Here is a 20,890-nt window from a genome sequence, read left to right as displayed (position 1 = left end):
AAGCGATTGATGTTTCTATGAAATTTCGAAGATTGATCAACGCGGACTTCGCTCGACGCACGAACGGTGATGGCCAGCGCCGCATCCTCCATCCGCTCCTCCGCGTGGACCCCTGCGCACGCGCGACTTTTCCGATCCTGTCCCCATGACCTGTGGCCCCTTCGGCGGGCCTTGACGGCTGCTACGCTTGCCGGGTTTTCCTCTACGGTGCCGCCCGCAATGCCCAGAACGCTGCCCTTGTCCCTGCTGCTGCTCGCCGCCCTTGGCGGTACCGCCCACGCCGCGCCGACGCCGATCACCATCGAGCAGGCAATGGCCGACCCGGACTGGATCGGCCCGCCGGTCGAGAGCGCGTGGTGGTCCTGGAACAGCCAGCAGGTCGAGTACCAGCTCAAGCGCACAGGCAGCCCGGTCCGCGATACCTTCCGCCAGCCGATCGGCGGTGGCGTGGCGGTGCAGGTCAGCGACGACCAGCGCGGCACGCTGGACGTGGACAGTCCGGTGTACGACAGCGCGCGCCAGCGATCGGTGTTCGTGCGCAACGGCGATGTGTTCCTCCGCGACCTGCGCAGCGGCGCGCTGACCCAGCTGACCCGCAGCACCGAGAAATCCGCTGCGGTGGCGTTCGCCCGCGACGGCGGGGTGATCTGGCGCACCGGCCAGAACTGGTTCCACTGGACCGCCGCCGGGGGCGTGCAGCAGGTGGCCAGCCTGAAGGCCGAGAAGAATCCCGATGACGCGCCCAAGGCCGATGTGCTGCGCGACCAGCAGCTGCGCACCCTGGCCACGCTGCGCAACGACCGCGCGCAGCGCGAGGCGCTCAAGCAGCAGGAAGCGAGCTGGCGCCGCGCCGACAGCACCCGCGCCCCGGGTCCGGTGTACCTGGGCGCCGATGTGGAGATCGTCGACAGCGTGCTGTCGCCGGATGCCCGCACGCTGATCGTGGTGACCAAGCCGAAGAGCTTCGATGAAGGCCGCGGCGGCAAGATGCCCAAGTACGTGACCGAATCGGGCTATGAGGAATTCGAGGACACCCGCACCCGCGTGGGCCGCAACGATCCGGAGCCGCACGCGCTGTGGCTGGTCGATGCCGTGGCCGGCACGGTCAAGCCGCTGTCGCTGGACGGTCTGCCCGGCATCGGCACCGATCCGCTGGCCGCGCTGCGCAAGGCCGCCGGCAAGGACGCATTGAAGGGCAACCGTCCGCTGGAGGTGCTGGCCGGCCCGGGCAGCCCCGGCATCCGCTGGAGCGCCGATGGTCAGCAGGCGGCCATCATGCTGCGCGCCAACGACAACAAGGACCGCTGGATCGTCAGCGTCTCGGCGGCCAGCGCCAGGCTGGAGAATCGCCACCGGCTGACCGACAGCGCGTGGATCAACTGGGGCTTCAACGACTTCGGCTGGTCCAGCGACAACCGCACGCTGTGGCTGCTGTCGGAGGAATCGGGGTATTCACACCTGTACACCCAGCAGGGTACGGCCAAGCCACAGGCGCTGACCCGCGGCTCGTGGGAAACCTCGATGCCGGTGCCCAGCGCCGATGGCCGCGGTTTCTACTTCCTGTGCAACCAGCAGTCGCCCGGCGACTACGAAGTGTGTGCGGTGGACACCGCCAGCCGGCAGGTGCGTGAGCTGACCTCGCTCAACGGTGTGGAAGACTTCTCGCTGTCCCCGGACGGCCAGCAGCTGCTGGTGCGCTACTCCGGTGCGTACCTGCCGGCGCAGGTGGCGGTGGTCCCCACCGCCGGTGGCCAGGCCAGGCTGCTGACCGACACCCGTACGGCCGCCTTCAAGGCGCGCGAGTGGATCCAGCCCAAGCTGGTGCAGGTGCCGTCCAAGCACGGTGCCGGCGTGGTCTGGGCCAAGTACTACGGTCCGGAAACCCCCGAGCCGGGCAAGCAGTATCCGATCGCCATGTTCGTGCACGGTGCCGGCTACCTGCAGAACGTGCACCAGCGCTACCCGGCCTACTTCCGCGAGCAGATGTTCCACAACCTGCTGGTGCAGAAGGGCTACATCGTGCTGGACATGGATTACCGCGGCAGCGAAGGCTACGGCCGCAACTGGCGCACGGCGATCTACCGCAACATGGGCCACCCGGAGCTGGAAGACTACAAGGACGGCCTGGACTGGCTGGTGGACACCAAGCAGGGTGACCGCGCGCATGCCGGCATCTACGGCGGCTCCTATGGCGGCTTCATGACCTTCATGGCGCTGTTCCGCTCGCCGGGCACATTCAAGGCCGGCGCCGCGCTGCGCCCGGTGGTCGACTGGCACCAGTACAACCACGGCTACACCGCCAACATCCTCAACACGCCGGACATCGATCCGGAGGCGTACCGCACGTCGTCGCCGATCGAGTACGCCGATGGCCTGCAGGACCACCTGCTGATCGCCCACGGGATGATGGATGACAACGTGTTCTTCCAGGACTCGGTGAATCTGACCCAGAAGCTGATCGAGCTGCACAAGGACAACTGGACGATCGCGCCGTACCCGCTGGAACGCCACGGCTACGTGCGTCCGGATTCCTGGCTGGACCAGTACAAGCGCATCCTCAAGCTGTTCGAGGAGAACCTGAAGTGAGCCACGACGCGGCGCCGATCGAGATCGTGGCCGCGGTCATCCGCGACACCACCGGCCGCGTGCTGGTGGTGCGCAAGCACGGCTCGGACACGTTCATCCAGCCCGGTGGCAAACCCGAGCCGGGTGAGGCGCCGCTGGACGCCCTCGCCCGCGAGTTGAACGAGGAACTGGGCGTGCGGCTGGACGCCGGCAGCGCCTTGCCGCTGGGGGCGTTCGAAGCCTGGGCGGTGAACGAGCCGGGCCGCCGGGTTCGCGCCCACGCCTGGCAGGTGCGGGTGGCGGGAACGCCGCAGGCACGCGCCGAAATCGCGGAGCTGGCGTGGATTGCAGGCGTACCGCCGCACAATTGCCGCTTGGCACCGTTGAGCGCAGACCATATCCTGCCCGCGGCCGCACGTGCGGTGGCCGCGATCTGACATCGCGGTCTGGTCACCCAGGACACCGGATGTCATTGCCTCCTCCCCATTTACCGCTACGTACACCGCGCGCCGACGACTTCATCGCGCCGATGGCCAAGGCCTCGCTCCTGGTGTGCGCCGCCTCCAGCCTGTGGTTCGCCGTGCAGATGCTCGCGCTGCCGCTGCTGCTGACCGACGCCACGAGGATGGCGTTGTGGGAGAGCGACTGGTGGACCCTGCTGCCTGAGCCGGTAAAGCTGGGCATTGCGCATGCCCAGGCGTTGACCGCGGCGGCCCTGCTGCTCAGCCTGTTCGGCGTGGCTGCCTGCTGGGGGCTGCTGCGTTTCCAGCGCTGGGCCCTGGTGGGTTTCACCTTCCTGCTGGTGCTGACCGCGCTGCTCAATTTCGTGATGCCGTGGCTGATGGACCTGTTTCTGCAGAACATGCAGGCCGCACTGGCCACCACCGTGCAGACCCCGGATATCCAGGCGCTGCGTGCGTCCCTGCGCGTGCAGCGCGCGATCTGGACCGGCCTGCTCGCGCTGGCGGCGATCGTGTTCTTCGCGCTGCACCTGTGGCTGGTGCAGCGGCTGTGGCGCGCCGACGTGCGCGCGCGGTTCTTTCCGTGATCCGGCGACTGCGGTGGGGGACGGGCGCGCTGGCGTGCCTGCTGGCCGGCAGCGCGCTGGCCGACGCGCAGCACATCCCGTGCGGCCGCTATGTGGTCGGCGAGGACGGACCGGCGCTGGAGGTGGTGGGCAGGGGTACGGTGGTCTACCCCTTCCCGCCCGACGACCCGACCTACTTCCGCCTGGAGCCGGACGGCGCGCACTGGCGCCTGACCGGGCTCGGCGATGGGCGACAGTACCGGATCGACTACGACGCAACCGAGCAGACCCTGGTCAACGATGGCCAGCGCTATCGGCTGCGCGAGGCGGCCACCTGCCCCGACTGGACCGCGCCCGCCGAGGACGCAGCGCCGCTTCCCGTGACTCCGGTCGGCAGTGCCGGCCCGGTCCCCTGATCCTTTTTTTTCGTACAGGTACCTCCCATGTCCTTGATTCGTGTACTGGCCACGCTGGCCGGTCTGGCAGCGCCGGTGGCGCTGCTGTCGGCGGCCCCGGCGTCCGCCCCGTCCATCACGCTGCAATGCGGTACCTACCAGGCGGACGACAACCCCACCCGGATCGTCATTGAAAGCCCCAACCAGGGCTACCGCCAGATGCCCGGGAGTGCCCGCGAGCCGTATCTGCTGCGGCGCCTGGGGAAGCAACTGAAGATGGCCGACCCCGATGCCGGGGTGGTGCTGGAGGCGGACATCACCGATGGCGGCCGCAGCCTCGAAGCCGGTTACCTCACGTACCGACTCAGCGAGCCGGCGCGCTGCAAGCCGCCTGTGCAGTTCCCGGAGAACAGTTGCCGTGCCAGCATCGGTACCTGCCTGGACGACATCCGCATGGCCGACCGCGACGTGCTGCGCCCGTGGTGCGCGGAGGGCGTGCCGGCGGCCTGCAAGGCGCTGCTGTCCAGTTACGAAACCGAGGCGCGCGAAGCCGTCACGCGCGAGGACATCGGCGAGGAGGATCCGGACCTGCAGGAACCGGCATCGTGCAAGCCCGACAGCGGCCAGTACGATGCCGAGGCCTGCAAGGAAGCGGCCAGCATGGCGATGGCCAAGGCATTCGCCAGCATCCTGCTGAGCAGCCAGAAGCCGGCCCCGCTGCCGGCGGCCGCGCTGGACGACGTGACCGCGCTGTGTCGCGCCTACCCGGCCGGCACGTTCTGCCAGGACGTGGCCCAGGCCCTGTGGACCGCCGGGCGCTGGCTGCCGGCCCGTGACGCGCTGCAACTGGCCTGCACCAAGGGCGGCAATCCGGACAGCTGCACCGCAGCTGCGCCGCTGCAGGGCCTGACGGCCGCCGACATGCGGCCGGTCGCCGCCACGTCCCTGCCCTGTGGCCAGTACACGGCCGCCACCGGGCTGATGGACAGCCTGGCCTTCGGCGATGGTGGGCTGGTGCAGATACCGCTCAGTGGCCAGCTGCGCGCACGCCTGGAGGACGGGCAGATCCGCATCCGCCACGACAAGGGTGACGACTTTGTGCTGCAGCCGCTCGCCAACGGCAGCCTGATCGGCGTGGACACCTGGAACCGCTACGCCTACTACACCCGCGAAGGCGCGGCCGGCCAGTGCGCCGCGTCGGTGGTGTTCGTCGAGGTGCCGCTGACCCAGGACTGCCCCACCGGCGGCAGCGAGCGCGGCGCGCAGGCCTGCTGCGATGCCGGCCGCCTGCAGGGCTGCAACGCGATGGGCCATCGCCTGGCGCTGGGCGATCGCTGGGCCGAGGCAGCCCCCTACTACCAGAAGATGTGCACCGCCGGTGTGCGCGAAGGCTGCGAGAACCTGGTCACGGTGTACGAGCACACCGGCGATGAGGCCATTCCCGAATCGATGCAGGCCCTGTGCGCCCGCGATGGCAAGGGCACCCATGTCGCCTGCGATGTGCACGCCACCCGCAACTGGGCGATGCTGCAGTTGTCAGGCAACCTGGAACGGATGGCCGACCGGCTGAGCCGCGAGGAGGACGAGGACACCGGATCGGACGACACCGCCGGTCCCGCGGCGGACGACGCGCCCGCATCGTCCAACCGCAACCGCAAGGGCGGCCGCTGAGCCCCCGGTGCCTGCGGCCTGCCGGCTGCAGGCACCTCGCGCGGCTGCGGTAAAGTACGCGCCATGAATGAATTCGAACGCGTACGCAGCTACCTGACCGACCTGCAGGACCGCATCTGCGCGGCCATCGAGGCCGCCGACGGCCGGGCGCGGTTCACCGAAGACCTCTGGCAGCGTGCCGAGGGCGGCGGTGGCCGTACCCGCATCCTGCGCGATGGCGCGGTGTTCGAGCAGGCCGGCATCGGCTTCTCCGACGTGTCCGGTACCCGCCTGCCGCCCTCGGCCTCGGCCAACCGGCCGGAACTGGCCGGCGCCTCGTGGCGGGCGACCGGGGTATCGCTGGTGTTCCACCCGCTCAATCCCTATTTGCCCACCACGCACGCCAACGTGCGCTACTTCCGCGCCGAGCGCGATGGCGAGGCGGTGGCGTCGTGGTTCGGCGGTGGTTTCGACCTGACCCCGTTCTATCCGTTCGACGAAGACGTGCAGCATTGGCACCGGGTGGCGCACGACCTGTGCGCACCGTTCGGCGACGAGCGCTACGCCGCGCACAAGCGCTGGTGCGACGAATACTTCTTCCTGCGCCACCGCAATGAAACGCGCGGCGTCGGCGGCCTGTTCTTCGACGACCTGCATGGCGACTTCGAGCGCGATTTCGCCTACCTGCGTGCGGTCGGCGACGGCTTCCTGGATGCGTACCTGCCGCTGGTGGCGCGCCGCAAGGCCACGCCCTACGGCGAACGCGAGCGCGAGTTCCAGCTGTACCGGCGCGGCCGCTACGTGGAATTCAACCTGGTCTACGACCGCGGCACGTTGTTCGGCCTGCAGAGCGGCGGTCGCAGCGAAAGCATCCTGATGAGCCTGCCGCCGCGCGCACGCTGGGAGTATGGCTTCCAGCCCGAGAGCGGCAGCGACGAGGCGCGGCTGGCCGATTACCTGGTGCCGCGCGACTGGGTGTGACGCGGCAACCCGAGGCTATGTCTTGTCCTTGGGCACGATGGTGATGTGGCCGTTGATCTCCAGCAGCGCCATCGCCACTTCGCTCACATCGCGACACCCCTGCTGACGCATGGCCGCGTTGAAATCGGCCTGGGTCACCAGTTCCCGTTTCAGCACCGAGGCCAGCAGTTTGCCGTCGCGTGCGATCAGCACCGGCTCGCCTTCGACCAGCGTTTCGATGCGACGGCTGCGCGTACTGAGCCAACCGACCGAATAGTTGATCAGGATCAGCGTCGCCGCCAGCAGCAGACCGCCGCCCAGCGAGGTGTCCTGCCCCAGCAGCGCGTTCTGCACCGCGTTGCCGAGCAGCACAATCAGCAGCACGTCGAACGGCGTGATCTGGCCCAGCGCGCGTTTACCGGACAGGCGCACCATGCCCAGCACCACCACGTAGACAACCACCGCGCGCAGGATGAATTCCCACCACGGCATGGCCAAGGCAAACAGATCGCTCATTGCACTCTCCCCGGAACGTGCCGGCAGGATGGGCCAGAGCGCGGGCTGCAGGCAATCGGCAGTTGCGACAGGGGGCCTCCCGGGGCGGCCGTGCGGCTGGCAACGGCCCAAATAAAAAGCCCCGCCGACCAGGGGGAGGTCAGCGGGGCCGGGGAACGGGCGCTTGGGGAGGAGCCCCCGTTCCGAGATCTGCTCCAGGGGATGGGAGAGATCCACAACAGGCGTTGCGCCTGTCGAGGTCTATAAAAGCACCTCGAACATTGATAGTTCGTGAAGGGGCCCAATTAATCCTCGCCGCGTCACGGAAACATTCATCGAAGAGTCAGATTACGGCCGCGTAATGAACAAGTTCATCCTTCTGCGGCCGAAAACCCCTCAGTGCGCCTCATCCCAGTTGTCGCCGACGCCCGCGTCCACCACCAGCGGCACGCGCAGTTCCGCCGCCGAGGACATCAGCGCCACGACCTGGGAACGCAAGGTTTCGAGGAAGCTGCTTTCGGTTTCGAAGACCAGTTCATCGTGTACCTGCAGGATCATCCGGGCCTGGCCGTCCTGGGTCTGCAGCCAGTCATCCACCCGCACCATCGCGCGCTTGATGATGTCCGCCGCCGTACCCTGCATCGGCGCATTGATCGCCGCCCGTTCAGCGCCGGCGCGCAGGCCCTGATTGCGGGCGTTGATGTCGTTCAGATACAGGCGGCGACCGAACAGGGTTTCCACGTAGCCCTGCTCGCGCGCCTGCTGGCGCATGCGCTCCATGAAATCGCGCACGCCCGGATAGCGGCTGAAATACAGCGCGACATAATCCTGGGCCTGGCCACGGTCGATGCCCAGATTGCGCGCCAGGCCGAACGCACTCATGCCGTACATCAGGCCGAAATTGATCGCCTTGGCCGCGCGGCGTTCATTGGGGGTGACGTCGTCGAGCGCACGCCCGAACACTTCGGCCGCCGTTGCGCGATGCACGTCCGCCCCCTGCTCGAACGCACGCACCAGGCCCGGGTCCTCGGACAGGTGGGCCATGATCCGCAGCTCGATCTGCGAGTAGTCGCAGGCCAGCATCTTGCGCCCCGGCGGCGCGACGAATGCGCGGCGGATGCGGCGACCGTCGTCGGTGCGGATCGGGATGTTCTGCAGGTTCGGGTCGGAGGACGACAACCGCCCGGTGGCCGCACCGGACTGGTGGTAGCTGGTATGGACGCGCCCGGTATCGGGATTGACCATCTCCGGCAGCTTGTCGGTGTAGGTGCTGCGCAGCTTGGCCAGCCCGCGGTACTCCAGGATCACCCGCGGCAGCTCGTGCTGTTCGGCGATGGCCTCCAGCGCCTCTTCGTTGGTGCTTGGCTGGCCCTTGGGGGTCTTCACCAGGGCCGGCAGCTTGAGCTCGTCGAACAGCACGGCCTGCAACTGCTTGGGCGAATCCAGGTTGAAGGTGTGGCCGGCCAGCTCGGTGGCCTTCTGCTGGGCCGCCAGCATGCGCACGCCCAGATCCTGGCTCTGCCGGCGCAGTTCGGCCATGTCGATGTGCACGCCATTGGCCTCGATGGTGGCCAGCACCGGCACCAGCGGCATTTCGATGTCGCGGTAGACGCTGTACAGCGCCGGCACCGCCAGCAGCTGCGGCTGCAGCGCGTGGTGCAGGCGCAGGGTGATGTCGGCATCTTCGGCGGCGTAGCGGCCGGCTTCATCCAGGCCCACCTGGGAGAACGGGATCTGCTTGGCGCCCTTGCCGGCGACGTCCTCGAACTTGATGGTGGTGTAGCCCAGATAGCGCATCGCCAGCGAATCCATGTCGTGGCGGGTGGCGGTAGAGTTCAGCACGAAGCTCTCGAGCATGGTGTCGTCGTGGTAACCGCGCACCTCGACGCCATGCCGGCGCAGCACGTGCAGATCGTACTTGCCGTGCTGTCCGACCTTCTTCTTGGCCGGGTTCTCCAGCACCGGGCGCAGCGCGGCCAGCACCTGCTCGCGCGGCAGCTGGGCCGGCGCGCCGGGGTAGTCGTGGCCCACCGGAATATAGGCCGCCCGGCCGGGCTCGACCGCCAGGCTGATGCCGACCAGATTGGCGCGCATCGCATCGAGCGCGTCGGTTTCGGTGTCGAAGGCGATCAGGTCGGCTGCTTCCGCACGCGCCACCCAGGCGGTGAGCTGTTCGGTGGTGAGCACGGTTTCGTAGTCACCCGGGGCGGACAGCGCCGGGTCGATCGCGGCGTCCGCCTCGGCCGGCGTGCTGCGGGCGAAGCCGGCCGCCGTGCCGCGCAGGCTGACCGGGGCGTCGCTGGCGGCGGCCGGTGCCGGTACCGGTCCGCCCAGCTCCTTCAGCGCCTGGGTGAAGCCGTAGCGCAGGTACAGCTCGCTCAGGGTGGGCACGTCCGGCTCGCGCAGCGGCAGCGTCTGCGGCGTGACGTCCAGCGCCACGTCGGTGCGGATGGTGACCAGCTCGCGGTTGAGTGGCAGGCGCTCGAGCGCCGCGCGCAGGTTGTCGCCGATCTTGCCCTTCATGGTCGCCGCCGCGGCCATCACCCCCTCCAGGTGCTGGTACTCGGCCAGCCATTTGGCAGCGGTCTTGGGGCCGCACTTCTCCACCCCGGGCACGTTGTCGACCGCATCGCCCATCAGCGCCAGCAGGTCGACGATCTGGTCGGCGCGCACGCCAAATTTCTCCATCACCGCCGTGTCCGAGTCCATGCGGCTGCCGGTCATGGTGTTGACCAGTTCGATGCCCGGGCGGACCAGCTGGGCGAAGTCCTTGTCGCCGGTGGAGATGGTGACCTGCAGGCCGTCACGGTGGCCCTGCAGCGCCAGCGTGCCGATCACGTCGTCGGCTTCCACGCCGGGGATGCGCAGGATGCTCAGCCCGAGTGCTTCGACGATGCGGCACATCGGCTCGATCTGCGGGCGCAGGTCATCGGGCATCGGCGGCCGGTTGGCCTTGTAGTCGGCATACAGGTCGTCGCGGAAGGTCTTGCCGGGCGCATCGACCACGAAGGCGACGAACTCTGGGCGCTCCTTCAGCGTGGCGCGCAGCATGTTGACCACGCCGAACAGCGCGCCGGTGGGTTCACCGTGCGCATTGGTCAGCGGCGGGAGCGCGTGGAACGCGCGATACAGGTAACTGGACCCGTCAATCAGGACTAATCGGCTCATGCGACGATTCTACGCGCCCGGCCCGCGCGGTTCGCGGCACCGGGCTCACAACGCATGGGGCATAATCCGGACTCCCCTGTCCAAGGACCTACGGCCCATGAAGATCCTGTTGCTGGCTGCCCTGCTCGCACTGGCTGGCTGCGCTTCCACCGGCGGCGCGGGCGCTCCCCCGGTCGATGTCAGCGGCGCGGACATTTCCAGGCGCACCCTGGACAACGGCGATACCGTCGAGGAATACCGGGTCAGCGGCCAGCTCCGCATGGTCAAGGTAACGCCCTCGCGCGGCCCCGCGTACTACATGTACGACCGCAACGGGGATGGCCGCATGGACAACGACAAGGATGGCGTATCGCCGGTCTACTGGAAGCTCTACAGCTGGTGAGCACCTGCCCTGCCGCTGTCGCCCGCCCCGCCCGATGACCACGCCTGAACGCCGCCAACCGCCGGACCCCGCCCAGCTGCGGGCCGGCCTGACCCCGGAACAGCGGCAGGCGGTGGAGACGCTGGAGCATTTCGGCTGGGTGCTGCGCTTCGTCCGCCGCCCGCTGTTCCGCGACCCGATCCCGGTGCTGTTCGATCGCAGCGGTGAACGCTATGTCGTGCTGCAGCCGGACGGCAGCCTGGACGAATCGCAGACGCTCGCGCTGCGCCCGTAGTGCCGGCCGCTGGCCGGCACAACGCCTCAGCGGATGACCAGCACCGGTACGGTACTGCGCGCCAGCACTTCGGCAGTCTGGCTGCCGAGCAGCACCCGGGTGACGCCGCGACGGCCGTGCGAGGTCATTACGATCAGGTCGCTGCCACGCTCGGTGGCGGTGTCGATGATGCCGTCGGCCGCGTAGCGGTCGAGCACATGCACGGTGTTCGCGCGCAGTCCCTGTGCATCGGCGGTCGCCTTGGCCGGGGCCAGCACCTTCTGCGCGGTCTCTTCGCGGTCGGCCTTGTACTCGGGGCTGTTCATATACCCCACGCTCCAGCCCATCGCGTCGTACATGCCCACCGCCCAGGGTTCGGACACGGTCACGATGTCGACCTCCGCATTGAGGTCCTTGGCCAGCTCCAGGCCTTTGAGCAGCCCCTTCTCGGCCAGCTCCGAACCATCGGTGGCAATCAGGATTCGCTTGTACATGACAGGGCTCCAGGGAGGGGCAATGGAAGGGACACCATTGCACACCCGGTGTGGAGATCATGCCTTGAGCAGGATCAATCCCCGTGCGGGCGCGCCACCACGCGCGCCGGATTGCCGACCACGGTGGCCCCGGCAGGAACGTCGCGGGTCACCACGCTGCCGGCGCCAACCACGGCGTCATCACCGATCTCCACGCCAGGCAGCAGGATGGCACCGCCCCCGATCCACACATTGCGCCCGATCCGTACCGGCCGTGCCGATTCCAGCCCGGCGGCGCGCTGCTGCGGATCGCGTGGATGGTCGGCAGCGTAGATCTGCACGGCCGGCCCGATCTGGGTGCCATCGCCGATGCGGACCTCGGCCACGTCGAGGATCACGCAGTTGTAGTTGAGGAACACATCGCGGCCCAGATGGATGTGGCTGCCATAGTCACAGTGGAACGGCGGACGGATCACCGCGCCCTCGCCGACCGCGCCCAGACGCTCGCGCAGCAGCTCGCGACGTACCGCCGGCGAGGCCGCCAGGGCCGCGTTGTAGCGCACCATCCACGCTTTGGCTGCCGCCATCTCGGCCTGCAGCACCGGGTCGCCCGGCCGATAGGGTTGGCCGGACAGCATCTTGTCCTTCTCAGTCAGGGGCATGGCAGTTCCTCAGGGTAGACAGCCGATGATGCACTGCCCGGCCACGTTCCGGGGATGCCGCCGTCAGGCCGCGTGCCGTGCGCGCGGCCACCCCCCCGGCCGCGCCGCCAGAACGGCGGCGACCGCGACCGCCGCCGCCGTCGCCCAGAAGGGCCACGTCGCCAGCGCGGCACACAACCCGGTGGGCTGCGCCTCACAGCGCAGGCGTACCAGGTCCAGGCCACCGCCGCCCTCCAGGCAGGCATAGGCATGCTGGAACAGGGCCAGCACCGGTGCACCCCAGTCGGCCGACAGCGTCAGCGCGACCAGGACGGCAAGCAGGTACGGGATTCCCTTGTTCATATGCGCGCTCCCAGCGGACAGCGCCAGACTCTGGGCGCGCGCCGGGACCCGGGCAAGCGGCACGCGACGAAGCGCGTGAAATCCGGGATGAGCCGGGGGCGGGGGCGGATGAAGCGGGGGGGGTTGGGATGATGAAAGGGCGGAACGCGCCGGTCAGGCGATCCGCACCACGCGCGCGCCCTGGCACAGCGGATAGCTGGCGAGCAGATCGGCAATGCGGTCGCGCAGTGTGTCGAAGCTGGCGCCGTACAGATACAGCGCTGTTTCGCTCGGCCCCTGCCACCAGCTGCAGATTTCACCGTGGCCGTCGATGCGCTCGACGATCTGGTCGAACACATAGTTCGAATCGCACTGCTCGTAGACCTCGTCCGGCAGATTCACGCCATCCAGGTACAGCCCCAGGCCTTCGGTGATGCCAAACGGCAGATCGTCCTCACCGTCACGCTGGATCAGCGACCCCTTCGGCGCGCCGAGCTGCTCGAGCAGTTCGATCACCTGCGGCAGTGCGGCGGCGTCGTGCAGCTGGATCTCCAGGTCGCCGTACTCGACCTCCCCGTCCTCGGACAGCGCCGTGCCGCCGCCCAGGATTTCGCCGATGCCGACGCCCTCGAGCATCGCATCGAGCGGATCTTCGAACAGCTGCAGCCGATGCTCGGGCTGGAGCCGGGCATTCAGCTTGACGTTGATGTGCAGCGGCGAATCGGTCATGGGGGCGATCTACGCAAAAAGAGCCCCCATTGTAGTGCCGGCCACTGGACGGCTGCTCAGCGCAGAAGCGGCGGCACCTTGCGCTCCAGCAGTTCCACCCGTGCCGGCTGCATGAAGTCGTAATCGTCGGGAATATCCAGGCACACCACCCGCTTGCCCCCCAGCCATGACCGCAACCGGCTGGACAGACGGCTGCGGTGCGCGCGCTCCATCACCACGATCAGATCGGCCCACTGCAGCAGTTCCGGACTGACCGGCACGTCGGCATCCGGCTTGAGACCGGCCGATGCGGTCTCGATGCCGGGCCAATCGGCAAACACCTGCTCAGCTGTCGGGCTGCGCAGGCGGTTATGGCTGCAGATGAAGAGAATGTGGCGCGTCATCCGTGGCGCGCCCTCCTTACAGCACCGTCAGGTTGGCGTACGCCATCACCAGCCACTTGCTGCCGGCCTCGGCAAATTCCACCTGCACGCGTGCGTGCTGGCCGCTGCCTTCGTAGTCGGTGACCATGCCTTCGCCAAAGCGGGCGTGGGAAACCATCGCGCCCAGCTTGAGCGGCGGCGCTTCCAGCGCGGCGTGGCCCATCACACGGTTGGCACCGAGCGAGGCGCTGCGCGAGACCTGCACCTTCGGGCGCACTTCGTTGAGCAGCTCGCGCGGGATCTCGCGCAGAAAGCGCGAGGGCACGTTGTAGTTGTCCTGGCCGTGGATGCGCCGCGATTCGGCGTAGCTGAGCACCAGCTTCTGACGCGCGCGGGTGATGCCCACGTAGGCCAGGCGGCGCTCTTCTTCCAGCCGGCCGCTTTCTTCCAGCGAACGTGCGCTCGGGAACAGGCCGTCTTCCATGCCGGCCAGGAACACGATGGGGAACTCCAGGCCCTTGGCCGAGTGCAGGGTCATCAGCTGCACGCCCTCCTCGCCCGCTTGCGCCTGGCCTTCGCCGGCCTCCAGCGAGGCGTAGGACAGGAAGGCAACCAGCTCGCTCATCGTTTCGCCGGTTTCTTCGATGTCGTCCTCGCGGCGCACGAAGCGCGAGGCCACCGACACCAGTTCGTCCAGGTTGTCCGCACGCGATTCCGAATCCAGCGCGTTGCGGCTTTCCTTTGACCAGTGCTCGCGCAGGCCCGAGCGCACCAGCACGTGGTCGATGCGTTCAGCCAGGGTCATCTCGCCGGCTTCGCCGTGCAACTGGTTGACCAGGGTCAGGAACCCGGCCAACGCGTTGCGCGCCCGCGCAGCCAGGGCGTCGCCCTGCGTGGTCAGCATGGTGGCTTCCCACAGTGAGATTGCCTGGGTGCGCGCCAGCCGGCGCACTTCGTCCAGGGTGCGGTCGCCGATGCCACGCGTGGGCGTGTTGACCGCCCGTTCGAATGCGGCGTCATCGTTGCGGTTGGTCATCAACCGCAGGTAGGCCAGCGCATCCTTGATTTCGGCGCGCTCGAAGAAGCGCATGCCACCGTACACCCGGTACGGCACCTGCTCGGACAGCAGCGCTTCTTCGAACGCGCGCGACTGCGCGTTGCTGCGATAGAGCACGGCGGCATCGCCGTAGCTGCCACCATCGCGCACCCACTGCCGCGCGCGCTCGACCACGTAACGCGCCTCGTCCATTTCGTTGTAGGCGGCGTACAGATCGATCGGCTCGCCATCGCCGCTGTCGGTCCACAGCTCCTTGCCGATCCGGTCCGGGTTGTGCGCGATCACCGCATTGGCTGCGCCGAGGATGTTGGCGCTGGACCGGTAGTTCTGCTCCAGGCGCACGGTCTGCGCGCCGGGGAAGTCCTTCAGGAAGCGCTGTACGTTCTCGACCTTGGCACCGCGCCAGCCGTAGATGGCCTGGTCGTCGTCGCCGACCACGAACACGTGGCCGCTGTCGCCGGCCAGCACGCGCACGAAGGCGTACTGGATGGCATTGGTGTCCTGGAACTCGTCGACGAGGATCTCGCGGAAGCGCGAGCGGTAGTGGGCCAACAGTGCCGGGTTGTCGCGCAGCAGTTCATGTGCGCGCAGCAGCAGCTCGGCGAAGTCGACGAGCCCGGCACGGTCGCAGCGCTCCTGGTAGGCGGCGTAGGCCTGGCGCATGGTTTCCAGCCAGGCGTCATGCGGCTCGGGCTGGATGTGCTGCGGCCGACGGCCTTCGTCCTTCTGCTCGTTGATCCACCAGGCGATCTGCTTGGGCGGGAACTTGCCGTCGTCGATCTCCAGCTGCTGCACGACCCGCTTGACCAGGCGCAGCTGGTCGTCCGAATCGAGCACCTGGAAGCTGTCGGGCAGCTTGGCGTCCTGGTAGTGCAGCCGCAGCAGGCGGTGCGCCAAGCCGTGGAAGGTACCGATCCACGCGCCGCGGCTGCCCTGCGGCAGCTGCAGGTCGATGCGGTGACGCATCTCACCGGCAGCCTTGTTGGTGAAGGTCACCGCAAAAATGCCGTGGGTCGGCACGCCGCAGACTTCATTGAGCCAGGCGATGCGGTGGATAAGCACGCGGGTCTTGCCGGAACCGGCACCGGCAAGCACCAGATGGTGGCCGGGCGGCGCGGACACAGCTTCGCGCTGGGCGGGGTTGAGCCCGTCGAGCAAGTGGGAGACATCCATGCCCCATTTTACCCCGTGCAGCGTGCGGCGACCGCCACCGCCTGCAACCGGTTCAGCCCAGCGCGGCGCGTGCCGCCTGCTGGGCCTGGCCGCGCAGTTCGGGAATGGCCAGGCTTTCCCAGAGTGTGCCGATGCGCAGGCTGCCGACCACCTGCACCCCGGCCTGGGGTTGGCCCGCCGCATCCAGCAACTGCCCCCGCTCCACCGAGGTATCCAACCCCAGGCCGTGCGGACCCGGGCGTGCGTGGCCATCGGCGAGCAACTGCCGCACCAGCGGATTGCGCATGGCGGTGGCGCGGGTTTCCACGCCGGTGGCGTTGATCAGTGCGTCCACGTTCAATGGCGGCAGCACGCCGGCGGCATCGTGTGCGTGCACCTGCAGGGAGCCGTCCAGCACCCGCACGGCGTCCAGGCGGGCCCGATGGCGCTGCAGCTGGCCGGACTGCTCCAGTGCGGCGACCTGCGCCTCCACCGGCTCGGCGATGCGATGGCGATGCACATCCCAGTACCGCACCACGTGGCGCAGGAAACGGCGCTGGTCGACCGCATCCAGCCCCTGCCACAACGCCTGGCCCAGCGGGCGGATGCGGTCCATCACCGCCTGCCAGGGCAGCCCCTGGCTGACGGCACTGCGGGCGTGCACGCGCAGCGCGCGCAGCGCCTGGCGTAGCGGCATGCCCGGCAGCGGCTGCGGATCGAAGGTCGCCGCGCCGCCGTGCGCATGCGGTAACGGCAGCAGGGCATGGCGCGACAGCACATGGATGCGCCCGCGGTGACCGGCGTTGGCCAGCGCGACCACGCTGTCGGCCATGCTCAGGCCGGAACCGATGATGGCCACGTCGCCGGCGCCGGCCAGCAGGCGCACACCGTCGTAATCCCACGCATCGACCACCTTTCCCGGGGGCAGCGCCTCGGCGCCGGGCACCGGCAGCGGCCGCATGCTGTTGCCACAGGCCAGCACCACCTGGCGCGCCTGCCAGTGATCGCCGTTGGCCAGCGACAGCCGCTGTACGGCGTTGCCCGGATGCAGGCCAAGGACGGCCTCATGCACGACCTGCAGCCGGGCCGGGCTGTCGGCCTGTGCCTGCTCCAGGCGCGCCTGCAGGTAGGCGGCGTACATGCGCCGCGGCACGTATGCTGCCGCCAGTGCGTCACTGTCCAGGGTCGGGAACGCCTCGATCTGCAGGAGATATGCCAGGAAGTCATCGGCGGCGTCGGGCAGGCCGCTCATCCTGCCGACCGGCACGTTGAGCAGATGGTCCGGCCATGCCGTGGCATAGGCGATGCCCTGGGCCAGCACCGAGGCCGGCTCGAACAGGACGATCTGGGCAGCGCCGGTGGCGGAGCGCAGCGCGTGCAGCGCGACCAGCACGCCGGCCGCACCACCGCCGACGATGGCCAGGTCGCACTGGCGGGAAGTTTCGGTGGCAGTCATGCAGCGATTGTAGGCGATGCGCGCGACCGCCTCTGTCGGACGCCGCCGCAGCGCTACATCAGCGCGTCGGCCAGCCGGGCGATGCCTTCGCGGCTGCGTCGCCATGCCGGCCGGCCGCGCCAGGTTTTCAGGTCGAGCTGGCGCGACTGCAGCAGGTAGTCGTTCTCGATGCGCAGCAGCTGCGCCACGATGCCGGCGTCGTAGCAGAGCATGCCGATCTCGGCGTTGAGGGCGAACGAGCGGATGTCCAGGTTGATCGAGCCGACCAGCGCGATGTCCTCGTCCACGGTCAGGTGCTTGGCATGCAGGAAACTGGGCTCGTACAGGGCGATGCGCACACCGCAGCGCAGCAGTTCGTCGTAGTACGCCTCCTGCGCCCAGGCGGTCAGCCGCTGGTTGCTGCTGGCCGACAGGATCAGCTGCACCTGCACGCCGGACAGCGCGGCGATGCGCAGTGCACTGAGGGTGGCCTCGTCAGGTACGAAGTACGGCGTGACCAGCACGATGCGCCGGCGGGCCAGGTGGATCAACGCATTGACCGCGTCGCGCGCGTTGCTGAAGGGATAGGCCGGGCCGCTGGGCAGCAGTTGGGTGGCCACGTCGGCCGAGCACACCGGCACGGCGGTCAACACGTCCAGGCGCTGGCCGGTTTCCATGTACCAGTCGCTGGCGAACACCGCTTCCAGATGGGCCACGGCCGGACCGCGCACCCGCGCCACCAGTTCCCTGTTGGGGAAACCGGGCACGAACTGCGGCTGGGCCAGGTTCTGCGAACCGATGTAGCCGACCCGGTTGTCGATCACCGCGATCTTGCGATGGTTGCGCAGGTCCATGCGCCCGCTGCGCCGCCAGCGCAGCCCACCGGGCAGCATCGCGCGCACGTCAACGCCGAGCGCCTGCAGCCGATGGCGGTAGCGGCGCAGGCCGCGCTTGGCGCCCACCGCATCGAGCAGCAGCCGGCAATGCACGCCGCGGGCGGCGGCGCGCTGCAGCGCCTGCACGATCGCTTCGCCGACCGCATCGTCGAACATCAGGTAGTACAGCAGGTGCACGCGGTCGCGGGCCTGGTCGATATCGGCGATGAGCGCCTGCAGGGAGGCGTCGTAGTCGCTGAGCAGTTCAACCGCGTTGCCGTGGATGGGCATGAAGTCGCCCTGGCGCTCGATCAGCGGCACGATCTCGGCGGTGGCCGTGTCCGGCAGCGGCGTCCAGCGCAGCGGCGGTTGCAGGGCCTGTTCCTCGCGGATGACCTGGGAGGCTTCGGCCTGTCGCTGCACGCGCTGCCGCGACAGCCACGGATGGCCGAACAGCAGATACAGGGGCAACCCCAGCAACGGCACGAAACCGACCAGCAGCAGCCAGCTGCGCGCCGCCCCCGGGGTGGTGCGGGTGGGAATCCAGAACAGCGCCGCCAGCCGGATCAGCCAGTCCAGCATCAACAACCAGGAACCCAGCATCCACTCGAACAGCATCGCGTCGCCCGTCGGGGGTGGAACCGCATTCTGCCACGGCTGCCGTGTGCGGCCGTGGTGGCCGGCCGCCCAACAAAAAACCCGCCTCTCGGCGGGTTCTTCGCGGGACATCAACCAATCCGGTGACGGATTACTTGATCTTGCCTTCCTTGTACAGGACGTGCTTGCGCACGACCGGATCGTACTTCAGGAATTCCATCTTCCCGGGGGTGTTCTTCTTGTTCTTGTCCGTCGTGTAGAAGTGGCCAGTGTTGGCCGTCGAAATCAGACGGATCTTGTCGCGCTTGCCTGCCATGATCGTTTACTCCTCAGACCTTTTCGCCGCGCGCACGCAGCTCAGCCAGAACGGAATCAATGCCGTTCTTGTCGATGGTGCGCAGGGCATGCGCGGAAACACGAAGCTTGACCCAGCGGTTCTCGCTGGCAACCCAGAAGCGGCGCTCGTGCAGGTTGGGCAGGAAACGACGACGGGTCTTGTTGTTGGCGTGCGAGACGTTGTTACCCGTCTGCACTCGCTTGCCGGAAACTTGGCATACGCGGGACATTGCGCACCTCGATGAAAGTAAGTGTCGGCCCATAGCCCGGGCGACGGCGGCCTCGACGGTTTCCCGCCACACGTCATGAGAATCAAAGGGTTACGCTGTCGAGGGCCGACCGGATGACGTGTTCCCGGCCGCCGATCCAAAGGTTTTTGGACACAGCGAGCCGCGCATTATGCCAGCGCGCGCCCTGTGATGCAAGGCGCCGCCGGCTCAGGTCAGCACGGCGCGGCGCGGGCGGCCGCTGGTCAGCGGGGTGCCGGCGATCGCCTCGCCCGAGGCGGGTACGGCCCGCTCCCGGCCCCAGGCGCGGATGTTCTCGATCTGCTCCGGCGCGGTCCGTGACAGCGGCACCACGTTCTGGAAGCTGCGCCGGAACAGGTCATCGGTGACCACCGCGTCGCCCTTCAGGTAGGCCTCCTTGACCACCTCGCGCACGGCCGACTCCAGGTCCGAGCCGGCAAAGCCCTCGGACAGCTCGACCAGCTCGTCGAGCAGCGCCGGGGCCAGCTCGCGCTGTTGGAGGCCGCGCCGGGCATAGATCCCGATGATGTCGCGGCGTTCCGGCGCGGTCGGCAGGTCGACGAAGAACAGTTCGTCGAAGCGGCCACGGCGCAGCAGCTCCGGCGGCAGCTTGGAGACATCGTTGGCGGTGGCCACCACGAACACCCGGGTGCGGGCTTCCTGCAGCCAGTACAGGAACTGGCCGACCAGCCGGGTCGAGGTCCCGCCATCGCCGCCGCCGGTCGCGCCGGCCAGGCCCTTCTCGATCTCGTCGATCCACAGCACGCACGGCGCCACGTGATCGGCGGTGGCCAGGGCTTCCTTCAGCCGGCCCTCGCTCTGCCCGAGGTACTGGCCGTGGATCGTGGACAGGTCCAGCCGGTACAGCGGCAACTGCCAGTCCTGCGCGATGGCCTTGGCCGACAGCGATTTGCCGCAGCCGGGCACGCCCACCAGCAGCACGCCGCGCGGCGGACGGATGCCGCGCTCGCGCAGGTCCGCGGTCAGCAGCGGGCGCTCGCGGGCCAGCCAGTCCTTGAGCCCGCCCAGGCCGCCGACGCTGAGGTCGCCGCCGCGCACGGGCACGCGCTCGATGCCGGAAATGTCGGCGAAGATGCGGTCCTTGGCGTGCATCAGCTCCACCAGGTCGTTCTTGTCGATCCGGCCGTTCACCAGCAGCGTGGCGATGATGTTTTCCGCTTCCAGGCGCGAGATGCCGGCAAGGATCGCGGCCGCCTGGCGGATGTCGGCATCGTCCCAGGCGATCTGGAACTGGCTGCGATACGGGTCGATCTGCTCATGGATGATCGCCGCCATCTCGTCTTCGGTGGGCGGCGACAGCACCAGCGACATGCCCAGCCGCTGCAGTTGGCCGAAGATCGGCTTGCTGGTCACCACCACCACCGAACCGCCGTGGTCGGCGGCCAGCATCGCCACGTCGATCAGCTGCCGCGCCGAGGGCGTGTCGTCCTCCAGGTCGGACACTTCGGTGAGCACGAAACTCAGGTTCTGGCGCTGGGCCATCTGCTGGCTGGCGAAGTCGACCGCACCGACCACCGACCTGTCCTCGTTGACGATACGGCCGGTGGACAGCTCACGCGTGCCCTGCGACAGGGTGTGCACGTAAAACGGGGCATTCAGCGCGCCGGCAACGTCGCGCAGGATGTCCAGCACCCGGGCCCGCTCTGTGCTGCGGATGGAGATGAAGGGCACGCGCGCCTTCAGGTAGCGGGTCAGCGTGGCGTGGAACTCGCGGGTATCGCTCATGG

General features: G+C 68.4%; 21 protein-coding genes. 8 read left to right on the top strand and 13 right to left on the bottom strand.

Going from position 1 to position 20,890, the window contains the following annotated elements:
- Nucleotides 1-219: 219 nt before the first annotated feature.
- The 6 genes from ACPEH8_RS17070 (at nucleotide 220) to hemF (ending at nucleotide 6,618) form a co-directional block, all read left to right on the top strand.
- A complete protein-coding gene (locus ACPEH8_RS17070) occupies nucleotides 220-2,586 on the top strand; it encodes an alpha/beta hydrolase family protein (RefSeq protein WP_026070538.1) in 2,367 nt (788 codons plus the stop codon).
- On the top strand, nucleotides 2,583-3,002 hold the full coding sequence (locus ACPEH8_RS17065) for an NUDIX domain-containing protein (RefSeq protein ID WP_313218553.1): 420 nt from the start codon (nucleotides 2,583-2,585) through the stop codon (nucleotides 3,000-3,002). Before ACPEH8_RS17070 ends, ACPEH8_RS17065 begins: the two co-directional genes overlap by 4 nt.
- A 29-nt stretch (nucleotides 3,003-3,031) precedes the next feature.
- Nucleotides 3,032-3,613, top strand: coding sequence for a hypothetical protein (locus ACPEH8_RS17060; RefSeq protein WP_423667595.1), 582 nt, complete (start codon nucleotides 3,032-3,034; stop codon nucleotides 3,611-3,613).
- Nucleotides 3,610-4,008: a hypothetical protein gene (locus ACPEH8_RS17055; protein ID WP_313161080.1), complete on the top strand. Its 399-nt coding sequence runs from the start codon at nucleotides 3,610-3,612 to the stop codon at nucleotides 4,006-4,008. Before ACPEH8_RS17060 ends, ACPEH8_RS17055 begins: the two co-directional genes overlap by 4 nt.
- 27 nt (nucleotides 4,009-4,035) lie before the next feature.
- The gene (locus ACPEH8_RS17050; protein WP_423667592.1) at nucleotides 4,036-5,658 is read left to right on the top strand and encodes a hypothetical protein; all 1,623 of its coding nucleotides are present in this window, start codon (nucleotides 4,036-4,038) and stop codon (nucleotides 5,656-5,658) included.
- A 63-nt stretch (nucleotides 5,659-5,721) separates the two neighbouring features.
- Nucleotides 5,722-6,618, top strand: a complete 897-nt coding sequence (gene hemF, locus ACPEH8_RS17045; RefSeq protein WP_136006420.1) for an oxygen-dependent coproporphyrinogen oxidase — start codon at nucleotides 5,722-5,724, stop codon at nucleotides 6,616-6,618.
- 15 nt (nucleotides 6,619-6,633) lie between these two features.
- On the opposite strand, the gene ACPEH8_RS17040 is transcribed toward hemF, so the two are convergent.
- Both ACPEH8_RS17040 and polA read right to left on the bottom strand, forming a co-directional pair.
- Nucleotides 6,634-7,113: a DUF421 domain-containing protein gene (locus ACPEH8_RS17040; protein WP_017354629.1), complete on the bottom strand. Its 480-nt coding sequence runs from the start codon at nucleotides 7,111-7,113 to the stop codon at nucleotides 6,634-6,636.
- A 375-nt stretch (nucleotides 7,114-7,488) separates the two neighbouring features.
- Nucleotides 7,489-10,260 carry a DNA polymerase I gene (gene polA, locus ACPEH8_RS17035; protein WP_423667589.1) on the bottom strand — a complete coding sequence of 924 codons (2,772 nt, stop codon included), beginning with the start codon at nucleotides 10,258-10,260 and terminating at the stop codon, nucleotides 7,489-7,491.
- 97 nt (nucleotides 10,261-10,357) lie between these two features.
- On the opposite strand from polA, the gene ACPEH8_RS17030 reads away from it, so the two are divergent.
- Both ACPEH8_RS17030 and ACPEH8_RS17025 read left to right on the top strand, forming a co-directional pair.
- Nucleotides 10,358-10,642, top strand: coding sequence for a DUF2782 domain-containing protein (locus ACPEH8_RS17030; RefSeq protein WP_017357493.1), 285 nt, complete (start codon nucleotides 10,358-10,360; stop codon nucleotides 10,640-10,642).
- Between the two features lie 34 nt (nucleotides 10,643-10,676).
- A complete protein-coding gene (locus ACPEH8_RS17025; protein ID WP_017357492.1) occupies nucleotides 10,677-10,916 on the top strand; it encodes a hypothetical protein in 240 nt (79 codons plus the stop codon).
- Nucleotides 10,917-10,942: 26 nt separating this feature from the next.
- Here ACPEH8_RS17025 and ACPEH8_RS17020 read toward each other — a convergent pair whose 3' ends face one another.
- The 11 genes from ACPEH8_RS17020 to ACPEH8_RS16970 all read right to left on the bottom strand — a co-directional run bounded on the left by ACPEH8_RS17020 (nucleotide 10,943) and on the right by ACPEH8_RS16970 (nucleotide 20,888).
- Nucleotides 10,943-11,389: a universal stress protein gene (locus tag ACPEH8_RS17020; protein WP_017357491.1), complete on the bottom strand. Its 447-nt coding sequence runs from the start codon at nucleotides 11,387-11,389 to the stop codon at nucleotides 10,943-10,945.
- A gap of 74 nt (nucleotides 11,390-11,463) precedes the next feature.
- Nucleotides 11,464-12,030 carry a sugar O-acetyltransferase gene (locus ACPEH8_RS17015; protein ID WP_423667586.1) on the bottom strand — a complete coding sequence of 189 codons (567 nt, stop codon included), beginning with the start codon at nucleotides 12,028-12,030 and terminating at the stop codon, nucleotides 11,464-11,466.
- A gap of 63 nt (nucleotides 12,031-12,093) precedes the next feature.
- On the bottom strand, nucleotides 12,094-12,372 hold the full coding sequence (locus ACPEH8_RS17010; protein ID WP_017357489.1) for a hypothetical protein: 279 nt from the start codon (nucleotides 12,370-12,372) through the stop codon (nucleotides 12,094-12,096).
- Between the two features lie 153 nt (nucleotides 12,373-12,525).
- Nucleotides 12,526-13,080, bottom strand: a complete 555-nt coding sequence (locus ACPEH8_RS17005; RefSeq protein ID WP_017357488.1) for a hypothetical protein — start codon at nucleotides 13,078-13,080, stop codon at nucleotides 12,526-12,528.
- 56 nt (nucleotides 13,081-13,136) lie between these two features.
- On the bottom strand, nucleotides 13,137-13,463 hold the full coding sequence (locus ACPEH8_RS17000; protein WP_423667583.1) for a low molecular weight protein tyrosine phosphatase family protein: 327 nt from the start codon (nucleotides 13,461-13,463) through the stop codon (nucleotides 13,137-13,139).
- Between the two features lie 16 nt (nucleotides 13,464-13,479).
- Complete coding sequence (gene uvrD, locus ACPEH8_RS16995; RefSeq protein WP_017357485.1) at nucleotides 13,480-15,672, bottom strand: DNA helicase II; 2,193 nt, start codon at nucleotides 15,670-15,672, stop codon at nucleotides 13,480-13,482.
- 52 nt (nucleotides 15,673-15,724) lie between these two features.
- Nucleotides 15,725-17,107 carry an FAD/NAD(P)-binding protein gene (locus tag ACPEH8_RS16990; protein WP_423667580.1) on the bottom strand — a complete coding sequence of 461 codons (1,383 nt, stop codon included), beginning with the start codon at nucleotides 17,105-17,107 and terminating at the stop codon, nucleotides 15,725-15,727.
- 53 nt (nucleotides 17,108-17,160) lie between these two features.
- Entirely contained in the window at nucleotides 17,161-18,579 is a 1,419-nt protein-coding gene (gene cls / locus ACPEH8_RS16985; protein ID WP_136006500.1) for a cardiolipin synthase, read from the bottom strand.
- A 130-nt stretch (nucleotides 18,580-18,709) separates the two neighbouring features.
- Nucleotides 18,710-18,877 (bottom strand): 50S ribosomal protein L33, encoded by a 168-nt coding sequence (gene rpmG, locus ACPEH8_RS16980; RefSeq protein ID WP_172407465.1) that lies wholly within the window; start codon nucleotides 18,875-18,877, stop codon nucleotides 18,710-18,712.
- A 10-nt stretch (nucleotides 18,878-18,887) separates the two neighbouring features.
- The gene (gene rpmB, locus ACPEH8_RS16975) at nucleotides 18,888-19,124 is read right to left on the bottom strand and encodes a 50S ribosomal protein L28 (protein ID WP_005411638.1); all 237 of its coding nucleotides are present in this window, start codon (nucleotides 19,122-19,124) and stop codon (nucleotides 18,888-18,890) included.
- Between the two features lie 207 nt (nucleotides 19,125-19,331).
- Nucleotides 19,332-20,888, bottom strand: coding sequence for an AAA family ATPase (locus tag ACPEH8_RS16970; RefSeq protein ID WP_423667578.1), 1,557 nt, complete (start codon nucleotides 20,886-20,888; stop codon nucleotides 19,332-19,334).
- Nucleotides 20,889-20,890 lie beyond the last annotated feature (2 nt).

Origin of the sequence: Stenotrophomonas sp. NPDC077461 (genome assembly GCF_049545475.1) — a bacterium.
Taxonomy (GTDB): Bacteria; Pseudomonadota; Gammaproteobacteria; order Xanthomonadales; family Xanthomonadaceae; genus Stenotrophomonas; species Stenotrophomonas nematodicola.
The sequence above is the reverse complement of the archived record's forward strand: the minus strand, read 5'-3'. Positions and strand labels throughout refer to the sequence as shown.